General features: G+C 73.5%; 16 protein-coding genes, 5 tRNA genes and 1 pseudogene. 9 read left to right on the top strand and 13 right to left on the bottom strand.

Annotation, left to right across the window (positions count from 1 at the left end; all coding sequences use genetic code 11):
• Positions 1 to 8: 8 nt before the first annotated feature.
• On the bottom strand, positions 9 to 467 hold the full coding sequence (locus tag RIN80_RS10945; RefSeq protein ID WP_309095348.1) for a TIGR02611 family protein: 459 nt from the start codon (positions 465 to 467) through the stop codon (positions 9 to 11).
• 191 nt (positions 468 to 658) lie between these two features.
• Here RIN80_RS10945 and RIN80_RS10940 point away from each other — a divergent pair, with 191 nt between their 5' ends.
• Both RIN80_RS10940 and RIN80_RS10935 read left to right on the top strand, forming a co-directional pair.
• Positions 659 to 1,072, top strand: coding sequence for an SsgA family sporulation/cell division regulator (locus tag RIN80_RS10940; protein ID WP_004002642.1), 414 nt, complete (start codon positions 659 to 661; stop codon positions 1,070 to 1,072).
• A gap of 286 nt (positions 1,073 to 1,358) precedes the next feature.
• Positions 1,359 to 1,919, top strand: coding sequence for a CGNR zinc finger domain-containing protein (locus tag RIN80_RS10935; protein WP_309095347.1), 561 nt, complete (start codon positions 1,359 to 1,361; stop codon positions 1,917 to 1,919).
• Between the two features lie 402 nt (positions 1,920 to 2,321).
• Here the strand turns inward: RIN80_RS10935 and RIN80_RS10930 are convergent, their stop codons facing one another.
• Positions 2,322 to 2,762: a hypothetical protein gene (locus tag RIN80_RS10930; protein WP_309095346.1), complete on the bottom strand. Its 441-nt coding sequence runs from the start codon at positions 2,760 to 2,762 to the stop codon at positions 2,322 to 2,324.
• A gap of 175 nt (positions 2,763 to 2,937) precedes the next feature.
• On the opposite strand from RIN80_RS10930, the gene RIN80_RS10925 reads away from it, so the two are divergent.
• On the top strand, positions 2,938 to 3,450 hold the full coding sequence (locus RIN80_RS10925) for a DsbA family protein (protein ID WP_309095345.1): 513 nt from the start codon (positions 2,938 to 2,940) through the stop codon (positions 3,448 to 3,450).
• A gap of 68 nt (positions 3,451 to 3,518) precedes the next feature.
• Here RIN80_RS10925 and RIN80_RS10920 read toward each other — a convergent pair whose 3' ends face one another.
• From RIN80_RS10920 to RIN80_RS10910, 3 genes are read right to left on the bottom strand one after another with little or no spacing between them, the layout of a single operon-like run.
• Positions 3,519 to 4,343, bottom strand: a complete 825-nt coding sequence (locus RIN80_RS10920; protein WP_309095344.1) for a GNAT family N-acetyltransferase — start codon at positions 4,341 to 4,343, stop codon at positions 3,519 to 3,521.
• Positions 4,344 to 4,397: 54 nt separating this feature from the next.
• Complete coding sequence (locus RIN80_RS10915) at positions 4,398 to 5,219, bottom strand: aminodeoxychorismate lyase (protein ID WP_309095343.1); 822 nt, start codon at positions 5,217 to 5,219, stop codon at positions 4,398 to 4,400.
• Positions 5,216 to 6,259 (bottom strand): chorismate-binding protein, encoded by a 1,044-nt coding sequence (locus RIN80_RS10910; RefSeq protein WP_309095342.1) that lies wholly within the window; start codon positions 6,257 to 6,259, stop codon positions 5,216 to 5,218. Before RIN80_RS10910 ends, RIN80_RS10915 begins: the two co-directional genes overlap by 4 nt.
• Positions 6,260 to 6,437: 178 nt before the next feature.
• On the opposite strand from RIN80_RS10910, the gene RIN80_RS10905 reads away from it, so the two are divergent.
• The 5 genes from RIN80_RS10905 to RIN80_RS10885 all read left to right on the top strand — a co-directional run bounded on the left by RIN80_RS10905 (position 6,438) and on the right by RIN80_RS10885 (position 6,904).
• Positions 6,438 to 6,510: transfer RNA gene (locus RIN80_RS10905), tRNA-Gly, on the top strand.
• 37 nt (positions 6,511 to 6,547) lie between these two features.
• Positions 6,548 to 6,621: transfer RNA gene (locus RIN80_RS10900), tRNA-Cys, on the top strand.
• Position 6,622: 1 nt separating this feature from the next.
• Positions 6,623 to 6,694 (top strand) — tRNA-Val (locus RIN80_RS10895).
• A 23-nt stretch (positions 6,695 to 6,717) separates the two neighbouring features.
• Positions 6,718 to 6,789 (top strand) — tRNA-Val (locus RIN80_RS10890).
• 43 nt (positions 6,790 to 6,832) lie between these two features.
• Positions 6,833 to 6,904 (top strand) — tRNA-Val (locus RIN80_RS10885).
• Positions 6,905 to 6,962: 58 nt separating this feature from the next.
• Here RIN80_RS10885 and RIN80_RS10880 read toward each other — a convergent pair.
• From RIN80_RS10880 to RIN80_RS10865, 4 genes and pseudogenes are all read right to left on the bottom strand, one after another.
• The gene (locus RIN80_RS10880) at positions 6,963 to 7,250 is read right to left on the bottom strand and encodes a zf-TFIIB domain-containing protein (protein WP_309095341.1); all 288 of its coding nucleotides are present in this window, start codon (positions 7,248 to 7,250) and stop codon (positions 6,963 to 6,965) included.
• Between the two features lie 79 nt (positions 7,251 to 7,329).
• A complete protein-coding gene (locus RIN80_RS10875) occupies positions 7,330 to 8,310 on the bottom strand; it encodes an aminoglycoside phosphotransferase family protein (RefSeq protein WP_309095340.1) in 981 nt (326 codons plus the stop codon).
• A gap of 289 nt (positions 8,311 to 8,599) precedes the next feature.
• On the bottom strand, positions 8,600 to 8,806 hold the full coding sequence (locus RIN80_RS10870) for a hypothetical protein (RefSeq protein WP_309095339.1): 207 nt from the start codon (positions 8,804 to 8,806) through the stop codon (positions 8,600 to 8,602).
• A gap of 200 nt (positions 8,807 to 9,006) precedes the next feature.
• Positions 9,007 to 9,308: pseudogene (locus RIN80_RS10865) on the bottom strand (hypothetical protein); the annotation flags it as partial.
• Positions 9,309 to 9,503: 195 nt separating this feature from the next.
• Between RIN80_RS10865 and RIN80_RS10860 the strand changes: the two are divergent.
• A complete protein-coding gene (locus tag RIN80_RS10860) occupies positions 9,504 to 10,961 on the top strand; it encodes a protein kinase (RefSeq protein WP_309095338.1) in 1,458 nt (485 codons plus the stop codon).
• A 100-nt stretch (positions 10,962 to 11,061) separates the two neighbouring features.
• Here RIN80_RS10860 and RIN80_RS10855 read toward each other — a convergent pair whose 3' ends face one another.
• The 4 genes from RIN80_RS10855 to cobT form a co-directional block, all read right to left on the bottom strand.
• Positions 11,062 to 11,454, bottom strand: a complete 393-nt coding sequence (locus tag RIN80_RS10855) for an NUDIX domain-containing protein (protein ID WP_309095337.1) — start codon at positions 11,452 to 11,454, stop codon at positions 11,062 to 11,064.
• Between the two features lie 9 nt (positions 11,455 to 11,463).
• On the bottom strand, positions 11,464 to 12,282 hold the full coding sequence (locus RIN80_RS10850) for an RNA methyltransferase (protein WP_309095336.1): 819 nt from the start codon (positions 12,280 to 12,282) through the stop codon (positions 11,464 to 11,466).
• A gap of 66 nt (positions 12,283 to 12,348) precedes the next feature.
• A complete protein-coding gene (gene cobA / locus RIN80_RS10845) occupies positions 12,349 to 13,590 on the bottom strand; it encodes a uroporphyrinogen-III C-methyltransferase (RefSeq protein ID WP_309095335.1) in 1,242 nt (413 codons plus the stop codon).
• 183 nt (positions 13,591 to 13,773) lie between these two features.
• Positions 13,774 to 16,003, bottom strand: a 2,230-nt coding sequence (gene cobT, locus RIN80_RS10840; RefSeq protein ID WP_309095334.1) for a nicotinate-nucleotide--dimethylbenzimidazole phosphoribosyltransferase, incomplete at its 5' end; no start/stop codon positions are given.

The following is a 16,003-nucleotide window of genomic DNA, read 5'->3' as shown; positions in this document are numbered from 1 at the left end:
GACGCGGCTCACTGGTCCTCGATCTTCCACGGCATGACGAGACCGAACTTCCACAGGTAGATACCGGCCAGTACGGCCACGATGACCAGCCCGATGCTCGTCAGGATGATGTTGCGGCGCCGCACCTTGGGGTCGAGGGCCCGCTGCGCGGCCTCGGTGACCTTCCGCTTGGTCCAGCGGAGCACGAGCTGCGCCCACACGAACTCGGTCGCCCAGATCGCCATGCCACCGAAGATCACGACCCAGCCCGGCCCGGGCAGGGGCAGCATGATGATGCCCGCCACGACGACCGCGAGCCCGATGATGAAGACCCCGACCTGCCAGCTGACGTGCAGCAGCCGACGCGCCTTGACGAATTCCGGCGCCCGCGAGCCGAGCCCCCGATGCGGCTCGTCGTGCGCCTCGTTCGTCCCCGTCTCGTTCGATGCCACGGCCACCTCGCCCGGCTCGTCACTCCCCGTATTCATACGGCCAAACACTACCCGAGCGAAACCAGTCACCGGAATGGACGCACGGCGCGAACGATCTCTCGGCCGGAAGAGTTACGTAAAGGCACGCAAAACACTCAGAGGGGTTTACAACGGCACCGTAGGTGGCATGTCGATTTCGCCGACGTGCGAATCCCCGAGCGCACACTGAGCGAAAGGCCCTGGCGCTTATGAACACCACGGTCAGCTGCGAGCTGCACCTGCGCCTCGTTGTGTCGAGCGAGTCCTCCCTGCCTGTCCCCGCAGGCCTGCGGTACGACACGGCCGACCCCTACGCCGTGCACGCCACCTTCCACACCGGAGCCGAGGAAACCGTCGAGTGGGTGTTCGCCCGCGACCTGCTCGCCGAGGGACTTCACCGCCCCACGGGCACCGGCGACGTCCGCGTCTGGCCGTCGCGCAGTCACGGTCAGGGCGTCGTGTGCATCGCCCTGAGCTCGCCGGAGGGCGAGGCTTTGCTGGAGGCCCCGGCGCGGGCCCTGGAGTCCTTCCTGAAGCGCACCGACGCCGCTGTGCCGCCCGGCACGGAACACCGGCACTTCGATCTCGATCAGGAGCTCTCGCACATCCTGGCGGAAAGCTAGGTCGAGGCCCTCACAAAGCCGCCCGGCGCCGTCGACTCGGGGAGACGGCTCGGGCTCGGACAACCGCATACGGGATACACCGGCGTCTGCACCGCGGAGCACGCGGGGCGGCGCCGGTCCGCGTCGCGCCGGTGACCGCTGGGACCGCCTGGGGAACCATGGCGGCCCCGGCTGCGTTGTATTCGAAGCCATGTGCGGGCGTGAGGGCGGTCCGGCGGATGCGGAGCCGTTACCATCGGCCCCCACCGACGGGCGCCTGCCCGACCCCCAGGCCAGGGAGCGAATCGTGCTGATCACCCACGACACCCGGTGCGCCCTCGACACCGTGGTCGATCTGGTGAACACCGCACCGGAGGACGACGCGGCGGCCGACGGGCTGCCGGACGTGGCGACTCTCGCGGACTTCGTGCGCAACCACGAGATCAGCGATGTCGGGGTGCTCTCGGAGTTCGACCTGTCCGCGGTGCGGAAGATCCGCGGCCGGTTCGCCTCCGTCTTCGCCGCCCCCGACGCCCGGACCGCCGCCGTCCTGATCAACGAGCTGGTCGCCGCCGCCGGCACCACCCCCCGGCTCACCGACCACGACGGCTACGACTGGCACGTCCACTACTTCGCGCCCGGCGCGTCCGTCGCCGACCACCTGGCGGCCGACTGCGGGATGGCGCTGGCGTTCTTCGTGGTCGCCGGGGAGCAGGAGCGGCTGCGGCGCTGCGAGGCGCCCGACTGCCGGCGCGCCTTCGTCGACCTGTCCCGCAACCGCTCCCGCCGCTACTGCGACAGCCGCACCTGCGGAAACCGGCTGCACGTGGCCGCGTACCGGGCCCGCCGCAAGGAGGCGGCCGGCTGACCGCCGCGGCCGCCGGACCGACGTCGATGCCGACGCGGCCCCGGCGGGTGACGCCGGGTACCGCGGGTACGGCTCACAGCAACAGCAGATCGTGCAACGAGGCCATGAGCAGCAGACACCCGATCACCGCAAGGAAGATCATCAGCGGTGGCTGGGAAAGGGCGAAGAGGCAACCGCGTGGTTCGTCCCGAGGGGGACGGGGCTCGTCCTGCGGCGGGGCGGGGTCGCTCTGTTCCGTCGTGTCCAGCATCTCGGGGCGATGATGACGCAGTCGCCGGGCCGGGCGCGATCGGCGGCCTCGATCCGTGCGGGTGTGCCCCGATTCCGTGAGGTCCGGTTCGGGTTGTGATCACTTCCGTGCGCCCGCGGTCCCACTGTGACGGTTCGGCCGGCGCCCGGTCGTCAGATGCCGTGCTTCTTGAGGATCGCCTCGATGTCGCTGAAGTCGTCCTCGCCCCGGGGCGCCGCCGTGGGCCGGGCCGCCGGGCGCGCGCCCTGGCCGAGGGAGGGAGCCGAGGCCGCCGGGGCCACCGCGTCGGGACGGTCCGCGGCGCGGGCCGCCGCCCTGCGTTCCTTGCGGGTGCCACCGCGGCGGCGCTCCACCACGCGTGTGGTCGTGAACAGCACCCACGCGAGGCCCAGCACGCCGAAGCCGGCCCAGGCCGTCGGGCTGAAAGCCGTGTCGGCCAGCCACTCGACGACGCCCGTCAGCACCAGCCCGATCGGCACCAGCGAGTACGCCGCGACGCGGACCGCCGCGAGGAAGCGCTTGCGGTAGGCCGTGACGGCCGCGATGCCCAGGCCGGCCGCGGACACGGCGGAGCAGACGGTCTCGGCAATCATCCGGTCCTCCAGGCGTGGCGCGGTCGAGCGGGGCACTCCGTCCCTTCCATCCTGCACCCGCGACACCGCGGCGGGCCATGCCGCGGCCCGACATCAGGGACATCTCCGGGTCCTCTCCTCCCCAGGTGCCGGTGCGGGCTCCACCCCCGGCGCCGACTGCTGGAAGACTGTCGGCATGAACGACTCCTCCCCCGCCCCCGTGCTCGAGATCTGGTGCGACCTGCAGTGCCCGGACTGCCGTACCGCGCTGGACGACCTGCGTGCCCTGCGCGAGCGCTATGGCGACCGCCTCGATCTGCGGCTGCGCCACTTCCCCCTGGAGAAGCACAAGCACGCCTTCGCCGCCGCCCAGGCCGCGGAGGAGGCGTGGGAGCAGGGACAGGGATGGCGTTACGTCGAGGCCGTGCTCGGCCGCGTGGAGGAGCTGGACCGCAAGGGAGAGGCCTTCCTGGTCGAGGTGGCCCGGGAACTGGGCCTGGACGCCGAGGAGTTCGACACCGCGCTGGTCGACGGACGGCACATCCTGATCGTCGACGCCGACCAGGCCGAGGGCAAGGCCATCGGCGTGACCGGCACCCCGACGTACGTCATCGGCGGCGAGCGGCTCGACGGGGGCAAGAGCCAGGCGGGCCTGCGCGAGCGGATCGAGGAGATCGCGGACCGGCTGTCGGCCGGCCGGGAGCACTGATCGCCCCCGCCGGCTGCGGCGCCGGCCGGGAGCACTGATCGCCTCGCCGGCTCTCGGCTCCCGGGCCGCTACAACAGCGGCTTGTACACGGCGTACTGCGTCGTCTCGTAGCCGAGGGACGCGTAGAGCCGTTCCGCCGGGGTGTTGCCCGCGAAGACGTTGAGGCCGAGGACGCGCCTGCCCTCGGTGATCGTCTGGGCCTCGGCCAGCAGCATCAGGGTGCGGCCGTGTCCCTGGCCCCGGTGGGCGGCGTCCGCCTCGACGTCGTAGACGAAGGCGTCGCTCTCGCGCACGGCCAGCCACAGTGTGCCCACCGGTGTCCCCAGGTGCTCGACGACGCTGATGAGCATGCCCGGCGTGGCGAGGCCGTCGGGCAGCAGCGTGGCGTGGTCCCGCTCCGACTTGGCCCGGGCCTCGGCCTCCGGAACACCCCGGTCGATCCAGCTGCGGGCGTAGTCCTCCTTGCCCTTCTCCAGCCAGGGGCCGAACTCCGCCTCGGTCATGGGCCGGGCCCGGCTGCCGGACGGAAGACCGGGCGGGGTGTCGCCGAGCCGCTTCTCCATGCCGCGGTTGCGCACGACGTAGCCGAGCGCCGTGGCGAAGCGCAGCGCGGGCTCGGAGTCCCCGGGGACCATGCCCTCGATCCGGCGGCACCCCCAGCCGCGCGCCACCTCCTCCGCGGCGAGCGCGGCCACCGTGCCCCGGCCGCGCCCGCGGTCCGGTTCCTCGATGCGGAGCTTCATGATCCGGGCCACCGCGGCGCCGAACACGGGGTGCGTGCCGAGGTGTATCGCCCCGACGGGACGGCCGTTCACGCACACCTGGTAGCGGCGCGAGCGCGTCCCGTCGGCGTTCTGCTGAAGCGGCTCGGTCGGCCGCAGGGTCGTGGTCATCAGGGCTGTTCTACCCGTAACCGCCGCCCGGTTCAGCCCGATAGACGCGGGCGGTCAGGGATCGAGGTCGTCCCCGGACCGCTCCTCGAAGATCCGCATGGCCTTGGCGGTCACCGGGCCCGGCCCGCCCGGCAGCTCACGGCCGTCGACCCGGTGCACGGCCTGCACGTCCCGCAGCGTGGACGTCAGGAAGATCTCGTCGGCCCGCTCCAGGACGTCCAGCGGCAGGTCGGTCTCCCTGGCGCCGGTCCACTCGACGGTCAGCGCCCGCGTGATGCCCGCGAGGCAGCCGGAGGCGAGCGGCGGGGTGTGGATCTCGCCGTCGAGGACGACGAAGACGTTCGACCCGGTGCCCTCGCAGAGCTGTCCCACCGTGTTGCCGAACAGGGCCTCGGAGGCGCCCTCTTCCCGGGCGCGGGCCAGGGCGACGACGTTCTCGGCGTACGAGGTGGTCTTCAGGCCGGTCAGCGCGCCGCGCTCGTTGCGGGTCCAGGGGACCGTGATCACGGCGGTGGAGTCCGGGCGGCGGGTCGTCGCGCCGAGGGCGACGACGAGGGTCGGGCCGCGGTCGCCGCGGTCGGAGCCGAGCGGGCCGTGGCCGCCGGTGTAGGTGATGCGGAGGCGGCCGAGCGGTACGGGGTTGGCCTCAAGGACGGCGGCACAGGCGCGGCGCACCTCGTCCAGGTCCGGGTCGGGCAGACCGAGGCCGCGCGCGGAGCGGGTGAGCCGGTCGAGGTGCCGGGTGAGCGCGAACGCCCGGCCGTCCACGGCCTTCACGGTCTCGAAGATGCCGTCGCCCACGGTCAGCCCGTGGTCGAAGACGGAGACGCGGGCGGACTCGATGTCCTGCAGCCCGCCGTCGAGCCAGATCTTCACGTCAGGTCCTCTCCACTCACCTCGTACGTTCCCGACGCTATCGCGAGCAGCCGGGAGGCCTTCAGCTCGGTCTCGCGCCACTCCCCCTCGGGGTCGGAGCCCCAGGTGATGCCGGCGCCGGTGCCGAAGCGCAGCACGCCGTCGGCCCGGTCGATCCAGAAGGTGCGGATGCCCACGGCCAGCTCACCGGTGCCCCGGTCGGCGTCGACCCAGCCGACGCCGCCGCAGTACGGGCCGCGGGGCGCCGTCTCCAGCGCGTCGATGATCCGCAGGGCACTGGACTTGGGCGCGCCCGTGACCGAGCCGGGCGGGAAGGCGGCGCCGAGCAGCCCGGCCCAGCCGGCTCCCTCCGCCAGCTCACCGCGGACCGTCGAGACCAGGTGGACCAGCCCGGGGTGCTTCTCGACGGCGCACAGGTCGGGCACGGTGACGCTGCCCGTGGCGCAGACCCGCCCGATGTCGTTGCGGACGAGGTCCACGATCATCACGTTCTCGGCGTAGTCCTTCTCCAGCAGGTCCGCCTCGGTCCGGCCGGTGCCCTTGATCGGGCCGGACTCGACGACCCGTCCGTCGCGGCGCAGGAACAGCTCGGGGGACGCGGTGGCGATCTCCACCCCGTGCCCGGGCAGGCGGATCGTTCCTGCGTAGGGGGCCGGGTTGCCGCGGGCCAGCAGTGCGGTGAGGGCGTCGACGTCGGCGCCCGGTGCGACGGGCGCGGACAGCACCCGGCACAGGTTCGCCTGGTAGACCTCGCCGGCCGCGATGTGCTCGCGGATCCGCCGCACCGCGGCCGTGTACGCGGCACGGTCGAGCGACGACGTCCAGTCACCCGCCGCCGGTCCGTGCCACGCGCCCGGCACGGGCGCGGGCACCTCCGCCGTGCGCACCTGAGCGAAGCGGGCACAGGTCAGACGGCCCTCGAAGTCGGCGCACACGGCCCAGAAACCGCTGGATTCCAGGGCTTCGGGGTCGTCGGTGACGTCGAGGAGCCCGGTGGCGACACGGTCGCCGAAGCGGGCGAGAGGAGGGAGGTCGAGCACGCTGTCGAGTCTATGGCGGGTGTCCGGCGGGTGACCGGGGGATGTCCCCTCCGGGGTGCTCCCGACGCCCCTGAGCAGGGCAGGCGCAGCACGCTGCGCAAACGCGTTTTTGTACTGGCACCGGAATCCGCTAGAGTTCAACACGTCGCCGGGCCGCGAGAGCGGGCCGAACCGACAGGCGGACGTAGCTCAGTTGGTAGAGCGCAACCTTGCCAAGGTTGAGGTCGCGAGTTCGAACCTCGTCGTCCGCTCGAAGGAAGAGGGGGCTTCCCGGCCCCCTGCACTCCTGGTGGAGTGGCCGAGAGGCGAGGCAACGGCCTGCAAAGCCGTCTACACGGGTTCAAATCCCGTCTCCACCTCCAAGGACGATTAGCTCAGCGGGAGAGCGCTTCCCTGACACGGAAGAGGTCACTGGTTCAATCCCAGTATCGTCCACTGGATCTTCTCGGAGATCCCTCGCGCGATTAGCTCAGCGGGAGAGCGCTTCCCTGACACGGAAGAGGTCACTGGTTCAATCCCAGTATCGCGCACGCAGTGCTCATGATCCGCCGCATGCGGTGGTCATGGTCCCGAGGACGATTAGCTCAGCGGGAGAGCGCTTCCCTGACACGGAAGAGGTCACTGGTTCAATCCCAGTATCGTCCACACCACACCGGAGCCCCCGGCCGTTCGCGGCCGGGGGCTCCGTCGTGCGTGACGCGGCTCAGGACGAGAACAGCATGTGCCCGAAGCCCTTGTTGCGGTGGTGACCGTGGTGGCCGTGGCCTCCGTGCGGGGCGCCCCAGGCGGGGGCCGGGTAGGCCTGCGGCGGGGCCTGGTACGCCTGCGGCGGGGGCGGTGGGGCCGACTGGGACCACTGGGCCTCCAGCCGGGTCAGCGACTCCAGCTCGCCGTAGTCGAGGAAGATCCCTCGGCAGCCGCTGCACTGCTCGATCTGGACACCGTTGCGGTTGTACGTGTGCATCGGCGCACGGCACTTCGGACACTGCATGGTCGTTCAACTCCTCGCCGGTCGGTCCTGCTTCGCGTCTCACCAGGACAGACTCTGCCCCGCTGCGGTCGGTTGCACCCTACTTCGCGTGGTCCTGCCTCAACTGCGGCGGGACGCCGGACATTCGGTCACAGGCGTCCACGACAGCCTGCTCCACCTCGTCCAGCGGCCGCCCGGCCGCGACCGCCTTGGCGACGGCCCGGGCGGCGGTCTGCACGGTGAGGGCGCGGGCCGGCACGTCCAGGGCGGGCCAGGGGTCGCCGTCGGCGGGCACGGCCGGGCCGCCCGCGTCGCGGTAGGCGGCGAGGAAACGGGCCCAGGCGTCGGGCGGGAGCAGACCGCAGGCGTACCAGGCGGCGGGGCGGGCGAGGTCCCAGGACGGGACGCCGACGCCGAGGTCGTCGACGTCGATCAGCAGCCAGGGACCGCCGGGGGCGGGGTGGCGCACGAGCTGGCCGAGGTGGAGGTCGCCGTGGCAGAGGGTCGTGCTGTCCGGCATGGGGGCCTCGGCGCGGGCCCAGGCGGGGAGGGTGTCCCAGGCGCGCAGGACGGGGACGGCCGCGGGGTGAGGGCCAGCAGCGGCGTGCGGGTCGGTCCCGGGGGGCGGGGCGGTCGTCTTGCGGAGGCGGGTGATGGCCTGGGCCGCCTTCACCGGGCCGCGCATGGGCGGCAGGCCCTCGGGGGCCGGGGTGCGGTGGAGGCGGGCGAGGAGCGTGGCGGCGGCTTCCCAGGGGGCGGCGTCCGGGTCGTCCGGGTCGACGGGGGTGCCGTAGGGCCAGAGCGTGACGAGGCGGCCGTGCAGGTCGAGGGGGGCCGGGGTGAGCGGCGGCAGGAGGATGCCGGGGTGGCTCGCCGCGACGGCGAGGCGGCTGGTCAGCTCGGCGGGGCGGGTGCCCGGGGGGTGCGCCTTCGCGACGGTGTCGCCGTGGCGTACGACAGTGCCGTCGGGGCGGTCCGCGAGGGTGGCCGCGCCGCAGGGGCAGGGTGCGGGACGGGCGTGTGCGGTGGCCTGCGCCCTGGCGGTGAGGGCGGGTACGAGCTGGTCCGGGGCGGGTGTCACGGGGTGAGGGTACGCCCGGGTGCCGGGGGCGGGTCTTCCTGCACTCGGCGTCGGCGCCGGGGGCGGGTGGGTGTGCAGGCCGGCGGACGAGGTGTCGCTGCGCCCGCCCGTGGCGCTCCTGGCCGCACGACGGCCCACGGCCGGGTGAACCGCGCGTCAGGGAAAAGCAATGCCGGCGCAGCTCCCCAGCTGCGCCGGCATTTGTGCCGTCCGCCGCACCCCCGTCCCCACGGGGTTTCATGGGTGGATGTCCCCGCCCGGACCGCTCTTCCGGGCCTGGGGTCGCCGCTCAGCGCCCCAGCATCTCTCCCACGGACGACGCCTGTGTGGCCACTGTCTCCCACCCGTCGAAGACGAGGAGGAGCAGGACCGCCAGAGGAAGGGCCATCAGCGTCGCCACCACGGGGTGGCGACGGCCTCGGCGGCGGGGGAACGCGGCGGCGTACACCTTGCGTCCCTCCTCGCGGATCAGTGTCCGCGGTGCCGTGTGGGCCATGGTCCCTCTCCTGACCGTTCTCGTTGTCGTTGACAGCGGCGGGCGTCTGACCTCGGGGGACGAGTGCTGCACCCGCCGCTTGACCTCAAATCTAGGCGCGCGGCCCTTTCCGGGCGTCATGCCCTCGTACCGATTGCCTGGCCTCCCGGAGGATGAGCCGCCTCCCGCGATGTACTCCCCTGGGTGGAGACGCCGGTGCCGGTCTCAGGGTCTTCCCCGACGGGGCGCCCGGATCATCCTGCTTTCTCCGGGCCCTCCTCCGCGGAACGGGCTGCTCCACCAGCGCCGGCACCCGGTTCGCCATGGACCACGCCGCACGTACGACTGCCCCTCCCCCACCACGTGAACGGCGCGAGGGTCCTCCACGCGTGACTTCGCTCACTTCCACGACGCCTCGGCACACCGCTGCCTGCACCCTGCGTCCGGCTCGGTTCGCCACCCCGTCCCAGGTGCGCGTCGCGTCCCCGGCATCCACGACCATCTCCACGCGATCACCCCTCACAGGACCAATCCCCCTTCTGTAACGGGTGGTTGGGATCACCAACGGCTCGAAGTCCACCTCCCCGCGCCCTTGCTGACCGCCTTTCAAGTCTCCCCCCGGCCACTGACAATCCATCACTCGGAGAGGGCGCGGCCTCTGCGCGCGGGCGGCCGTGGAAACGTAAGCTGTGGCTCGTCACAGGACCGGGCAGCGGGGATGAACATGGCGATGATGCGCCTGAGGCGCGAGGACCCGCGCGTCGTCGGCTCGTTCAAGCTTCACAGACGGCTGGGCGCGGGCGGGATGGGCGTGGTCTACCTGGGCTCCGACAAGAAGGGGCAGCGGGTCGCACTCAAGGTCATCCGGCCCGATCTCGCGGAGGACCAGGAGTTCCGCTCGCGGTTCGCCCGTGAGGTCTCGGCGGCCAGACGGATTCGCGGCGGGTGCACGGCACGGCTCGTGGCCGCCGACCTCGACGCGGAGCGGCCCTGGTTCGCCACCCAGTACGTGCCCGGCCCCTCCCTGCACGACAAGGTCGCCGCCGAGGGGCCGCTCGGCGCGGCCGACGTCGCCGCCGTCGGGGCCGCCCTGTCGGAGGGCCTGGTCGCGGTGCACGAGGCCGGGGTCGTCCACCGGGACCTGAAGCCGTCGAACATCCTGCTGTCCCCGAAGGGGCCGCGGATCATCGACTTCGGCATCGCCTGGGCGACCGGCGCCTCGACCCTGACCCACGTCGGCACGGCCGTCGGCTCGCCGGGCTTCCTCGCACCGGAGCAGGTGCGCGGAGCCGCCGTCACTCCGGCCACGGACGTGTTCTCGCTCGGTGCCACCCTCGCCTACTGCTCGATGGGCGACTCGCCCTTCGGGCACGGCAGTTCCGAGGTGATGCTGTACCGCGTGGTGCACGAGGAGCCACAGCTGCAGGGCGTGCCCGACGCGCTGGCCCCGCTGATCCGGGCGTGTCTGGCGAAGGACCCCGAGGAGCGGCCCAGCACGCTCCAACTGTCGCTGCGGCTCAAGGAGATCGCGGCCCGCGAGTCCCAGGACCTCGCCGGGGTGCGGTCGCCCGCGCCGCGCGGCGCCGAGTCCGAGCGGCCCGCCGACACCTATCCCGACCGCGGCCGGGGCCGGCCGGGCCAGGGCACGTCCGGGGGGCAGCGCGGCCGGGGCACTCCCCCGTCACGGGGTGCCGCTCCGGCGCGGGACGGTGCCGGGCCGCCGGAGGGTGGTCCGGCGTCCCAGGGCGGATCCGGCGCGCGGGGCGCGCCGCGGGCCTCCGGCACCGGGAACCGGCCGTCGGGCGACGGCCGGCGGGGCCGGATCCCGGTGCGCGGTGCCGGCACCGCACGCGGCGGCACCCCGTCCCGCTCGGGTGCGCGGCCAACGCCCACCGGACGCAACGGCACCCGGCCGGGCAGCGGCAGCCGGCCCGCGCCGCACAGCGGTACCGGGCGCCCGGCTTCCCGGAACACGGGGACCGGGCTGCGGCCCGCCAATCCGCGGCTGCTGCGCCAGCGGCTCTTCGTGTTCGTCGTGGTCACGCTGCTGGTGGCGGTCGGCATCGCCCTGGTGCAGGGCTGCCAGGGCCCGGCGCGGGGACTCGGCGGCGACGGGGCGGGCGTACGGCAGGAGCACGTGCAGCCGGACTCCGGGCCGCGCGGCTCCGGGCCGTAGGGCGGGGACGAACGGTACGGCCGCAGCGCGGGGACGGGCCGCAGCGCGGGTCCTTCCGCAGCGCACGGGCACGGGCCGAGGGACACGGGCCCGTGAGCCGTCACAGTCCCGGCAGGATCCGCTCGAAGAACGCGCGGTCGCCGTCGAAGACCGGGTCCAGGGCCAGGAACTCCTCGGGGGTGACCCAGCGCGTGCCGGCGACCTCGTCCGGGTCGGGGACCACCTCTCCCGTGTCCGCGCGGGCGATCCACCAGTGGAGGCGGAAGCGGAGGTCGTCGGTCTCCGACTCCCAGACCTTGCGCAGGGGCACGACGGTGAGGCCGACCTCCTCGCGGGCCTCCCGGACGACCGCCTGCTCCTGGGTCTCGCCGGGTTCGACCTTGCCGCTGAGCGGTTGCCAGTAGCCGGGGCGCGCGACACGGGGGCCGCGCCGGATCGCGAGCAGGCGCTCGCCGCGCAGGAGTACGGCGACGACGGCGTCGCGCTGCTCCATGGGCGGGCCCTAGTTCCGGGGGCGGCCGGTGGCCACCGCGTAGAAGGCGACGGCGGCCGCCGCGCCCACGTTGAGCGAGTCCACGCCGTGGGACATGGGGATGCGCACCCACTCGTCGGCGGCGACCAGGGCCTGCGTGGACAGGCCGTCGCCCTCGGCGCCGAGCATGAGGGCCACCCGGTCCATGGCGTGCGGCGCGGCCTCGTCGAGGGACCGGGCCTTCTCGTCGGGGGTGAGGGCGAGGAGCGTGAAGCCCGCCTCGCGGACCGACTCCAGGCCCTTCGGCCAGGTGTCGAGCCGGGCGTACGGCACGGAGAAGACCGCGCCCATCGAGACCTTCACGCTGCGGCGGTACAGCGGGTCGGCACAGTCCGGGGAGAGCAGGACCGCGTCCATGCCGAGGGCGGCGGCGGAGCGGAAGATCGCGCCGATGTTGGTGTGGTCGTTGACCGACTCCATGACGACGACGCGGCGGGCGGTGCGCAGCAGGCCGGCCGCCGTGGGCAGGGGCTTGCGCTGCATGGAGGCGAGGGCGCCGCGGTGCACGTGGTAGCCGGTGACCCGCTCGGCGAGCTCGGGGCTGACCGCGTAGACCGGGGCGGGGAGTTCGTCGATGACGTCGCGCATGACGTCGACCCACTTGGCCGAGAGCAGCATGGACCGCATCTCGTAGCCCGCCTCCCTGGCCCTTCTGATGACCTTCTCGCCCTCGGCGATGAACAGGCCCTCGGCGGGTTCGCGCTTGCGGCGCAACTCCACGTCGGTCAGGCCGGTGTAGTCGCGCAGGCGCGGGTCGTCGGGATCCTCGACGGTGATGAGATCGGCCACAGGGTGATACTGCCTTGTCCTGGGTGTGGTGCCAACGGCTTGGTACGGGGGTTGGGTTACCCGGGGTCACTCGCGGGGTGCGGCGGTCGGCGGGCCGACCTTCACGACCTCGCCGATGACGATGACCGCCGGAGGCTTCACGTCCTCGGTCCGCACGGTCTCCCCGACGGTCTCCAGGGTGGCGTCGACACGGCGCTGGCCGGCCGTGGTGCCCTCCTGGATCAGGGCGACGGGCGCGTCCGGGGACTTGCCGTGGGCGATGAGCGTCTCGGCGACTTTCCCGATCGTGCCGACGCCCATGAGGATCACCAGTGTGCCGGTCAGCTTGGCGAGGGAGGGCCAGTCGACCAGGGAGCGCTCGTCGTCGGGGGCGATGTGGCCGCTGACGACCGTGAACTCGTGGGCGACGCCCCGGTGGGTGACCGGGATGCCGGCGGCGCCCGGGACCGAGATGGAGCTGGAGATGCCGGGCACGACCGTGCACGGGATGCCGGCCTCGGCCAGTGCCTGGACCTCTTCCATGCCGCGCCCGTAGACGAAGGGGTCGCCGCCCTTGAGACGTACGACGGACTTGCCCTGCTTGGCGTACTCGATCAGGGCGTCGTTGATGGCCTCCTGGGCCATGAACCTGCCGTACGGGAGCTTGGCCGCGTCGATGACCTCGACGTTCGGGGAGAGCTCGGCGAGCAGGTCGCGCGGGCCCAGGTGGTCGGTGATGACGACGTCGGCCTCGGCGAGCAGGCGGCGGCCGCGCACGGTGATCAGGTCCGGGTCGCCGGGGCCGCCACCGACCAGGGCGACTCCGGGCGTGCGGGTGCGGTGGTGCGGGGCGACCAGCGTGCCGTCGCGCAGGCCCTCGACGACGGCGTCGCGGATGGCGGCGGTGTGGCGGGGGTCGCGGCCGCGCGCGTCGGTGGTGAGGACGGCGACCGTGACGCCCTCGCTGTGGCCGGTGGCCGGGGTCCAGGCGGTGGCCTGGTCGGCGTCGTCGGAGCGGACGCACCAGACGCGGTGGCGTTCCGCCTCGGCCGAGGCCCGGGTGTTGGCCTCCGCGTCGCTGGTGGCGATCAGGGCGTACCAGGCGTCGGCGAGGTCGCCTTCCTGGTACGGGCGCCGGTGCCAGGTGATCTCGCCGGCGTCCGCCATCGCCTCGACCGAGGGGGTGGCCTCCGGGGACACGAGGAGGACGTCCGCGCCGGCGGCGACGAGCGCCGGGAGGCGGCGCTGGGCGACCTGGCCACCGCCCAGGACGACCACGCGGCGGCCGGTGAGGCGGAGGCCTACGGGGTAGGCGGGGTGTTCGGCCATGAGGGAGCGGCTCCTGTTGACGGCGGTGCGGTAGCCCTGACGTGCGGATTTTAATGGGCGGGCGGAAGGGCGGCCCGGGCGGTCCGGTGGCTGGGCAGGGCAGCCGGCGCCGGACACGGTCCGTGCCCACTCGCTCCGCCGCGCGGAACGGGTGGGCACGGGTCCCTGCGGGCGGCCGGAGCCCTACTTCTCGGTCACTCCCGCCGAGTCGAACGTCGCCACCTCGTGCATCGCCCGGGCCGTGCTCTGGACCAGGGGCAGGGCCAGCAGGGCGCCCGTGCCCTCGCCGAGGCGCAGGTCGAGGTCGACGAGGGGACGCAGGCCCAGCTTGTTGAGGGCCGCCACGTGGCCCGGCTCGGCGCTGCGGTGGCCCGCGATGCAGGCGGCCAGGACCTCCGGGGCGATCGCGCGGGCGACCAGGGCGGCGGCACCGGCGCTGACGCCGTCGAGGATCACCGGCGTACGCAGGGACGCGCCGCCGAGGAGGAGGCCGACGATGGCGGCGTGCTCGAAGCCGCCGATCGCGGCGAGCACACCGATCGGGTCGGCCGGGTCCGGCTGATGCAGTTCCAGGGCCCGGCGGACGACCTCGGTCTTGCGGGCGAGGGTCTCGTCGTTGATGCCGGTCCCCCGGCCCGTGACCTCGGCCGGGTCCGCGCCCGTGAAGACCGAGATGAGGGCGGCGGACGCGGTGGTGTTGCCGATGCCCATCTCACCGGTGAGGAGGGCCTTGTTGCCGGCGGCGACCAGGTCGCGGGCCGTCTCGATGCCCACCTCGATGGCCTGCCTGGCCTCCTCGCGGGTCATGGCGGGGCCGGTCGTCATGTCGGAGGTGCCGCCCCGGATCTTGCGGGGCAGCAGGCCGGGCGTGGCCGGGAGGTCGGCGGCGACCCCGACGTCGACGATGCACACCTCGGCGCCCACCTGGGTCGCGAAGGCGTTGCAGACGGCGCCGCCGCCGAGGAAGTTGGCCACCATCTGGGCCGTGACCTCCTGCGGCCAGGGGGTGACCCCCTGCGCGTGGACGCCGTGGTCGCCGGCGAAGATCGCGACGGCCGCGGGCTCCGGGATGGGCGGCGGGCACTGGCGGGACAGCCCGGACAGCTGGGCGGAGATGATCTCCAGCATGCCCAGCGCACCGGCCGGCTTGGTCATGCGCTTCTGGCGCTCCCACGCCTCGCCGAGCGCCTTGGCGTCCAGCGGGCGGATCTGCGCGACGGTCTCGGCGAGCAGGTCGTGCGGTTCCTCTCCGGGCAGTGCGCGTCGGCCGTACGTCTCCTCGTGCACGACCCACGACAGCGGGCGGCGCTTGGACCAGCCCGCCTGCAGCAGTTCGGGCTCGTCCGGGAACTCGTCGACATAACCGACGCACAGATAGGCGATGACCTCGAGGTGCTCGGGCAGCCCGAGCGCGCGCACCATCTCGCGCTCGTCGAAGAAGCTGACCCAGCCGACGCCGAGGCCTTCGGCGCGGGCGGCGAGCCAGAGGTTCTCCACGGCCAGGGCGGCCGAGTACGGGGCCATCTGGGGTTGGGTGTGGCGGCCGAGGGTGTGGCGGCCGCCGCGGGTCGGGTCGGCGGTGACGACGATGTTCACCGGCGTGTCGAGGATGGCCTCGATCTTCAGTTCCTTGAACTGCTTGGCCCGGCCCTTGGGGAGGGACTTCGCGTACGCGTCGCGCTGGCGCATGGCCAGTTCGTGCATCGCGCGCCGCGTGTCGGCGGAGCGGATGACGACGAAGTCCCAGGGCTGCGAGTGGCCCACGGAGGGCGCGTGGTGGGCGGCCTCCAGGACGCGGAGCAGCACCTCGTGCGGGATGGGGTCGCTGCGGAAGCCGTTGCGGATGTCGCGGCGTTCGCGCATGACCTTCAGGACGGCCTCGCGCTCGGCGGGGTCGTAGGGGGGTGCGGCCGGTCCGGTCGACTCTCGTGCCTCTGTCACTGCGGGCGCGCCCTCTCCCTGTAGACGTTCCTGGTCCGCCAGGTCTTCCTGTTCGGCGGCCCGGGTGTCCAGGTCGTCGGCGTTCTGCGCGGGTGCGGCGTCACCGTCGCGGGGGGCGGGGACGAGGGCGACGGGCTCCGTCCCGGGCTGCGCGGGGCGGGACTGCTGCGGGCCCTGGACGGGCTGACCGCTGTGCTCGTCGGCGGGCGGGGTGGGCAGGACGACGGTGACGTCCTGCCCGGCGGCCGGACGGGGGGTTTCGGGGGCCGGAGCCGGGGGCGCAGCCGGGGCTTCGGAGGAGAGGGCCGGGGTGACCGGCTCGGAGGCCTGGGGGTGTGGAGCCGTCGACTCCGCCGGGGCGGGGGTGGTCGCCTCTGGGGTCGTCGCCTCGGGGACCGCTGCCGGGGCGGGTGCCGCCGGGGGCGCCGTCTCGGTGGGTGCGGTCGGGTGGGCGGTTTCGGCGGGGGCCGGG

It is taken from the genome of Streptomyces sp. (assembly GCF_031181705.1).
Taxonomy (GTDB): domain Bacteria; phylum Actinomycetota; class Actinomycetes; order Streptomycetales; family Streptomycetaceae; genus Streptomyces.
Note: the sequence above shows the minus strand (reverse complement) of the source record. Positions and strands in the feature narration are given on the sequence as shown.

Coding starts and splice junctions, on each gene's coding strand:
- RIN80_RS10945 (WP_309095348.1), bottom strand. CDS start 467: ATGAATACGGGGAGTGACGAGCCGGGCGAGGTGGCCGTGGCATCGAAC.
- RIN80_RS10930 (WP_309095346.1), bottom strand. CDS start 2,762: ATGATTGCCGAGACCGTCTGCTCCGCCGTGTCCGCGGCCGGCCTGGGC.
- RIN80_RS10860 (WP_309095338.1), top strand. CDS start 9,504: ATGAACATGGCGATGATGCGCCTGAGGCGCGAGGACCCGCGCGTCGTC.
- RIN80_RS10925 (WP_309095345.1), top strand. CDS start 2,938: ATGAACGACTCCTCCCCCGCCCCCGTGCTCGAGATCTGGTGCGACCTG.
- RIN80_RS10920 (WP_309095344.1), bottom strand. CDS start 4,343: ATGACCACGACCCTGCGGCCGACCGAGCCGCTTCAGCAGAACGCCGAC.
- RIN80_RS10870 (WP_309095339.1), bottom strand. CDS start 8,806: ATGGCCCACACGGCACCGCGGACACTGATCCGCGAGGAGGGACGCAAG.
- cobA (WP_309095335.1), bottom strand. CDS start 13,590: ATGGCCGAACACCCCGCCTACCCCGTAGGCCTCCGCCTCACCGGCCGC.
- RIN80_RS10940 (WP_004002642.1), top strand. CDS start 659: ATGAACACCACGGTCAGCTGCGAGCTGCACCTGCGCCTCGTTGTGTCG.
- RIN80_RS10855 (WP_309095337.1), bottom strand. CDS start 11,454: ATGGAGCAGCGCGACGCCGTCGTCGCCGTACTCCTGCGCGGCGAGCGC.
- RIN80_RS10880 (WP_309095341.1), bottom strand. CDS start 7,250: ATGCAGTGTCCGAAGTGCCGTGCGCCGATGCACACGTACAACCGCAAC.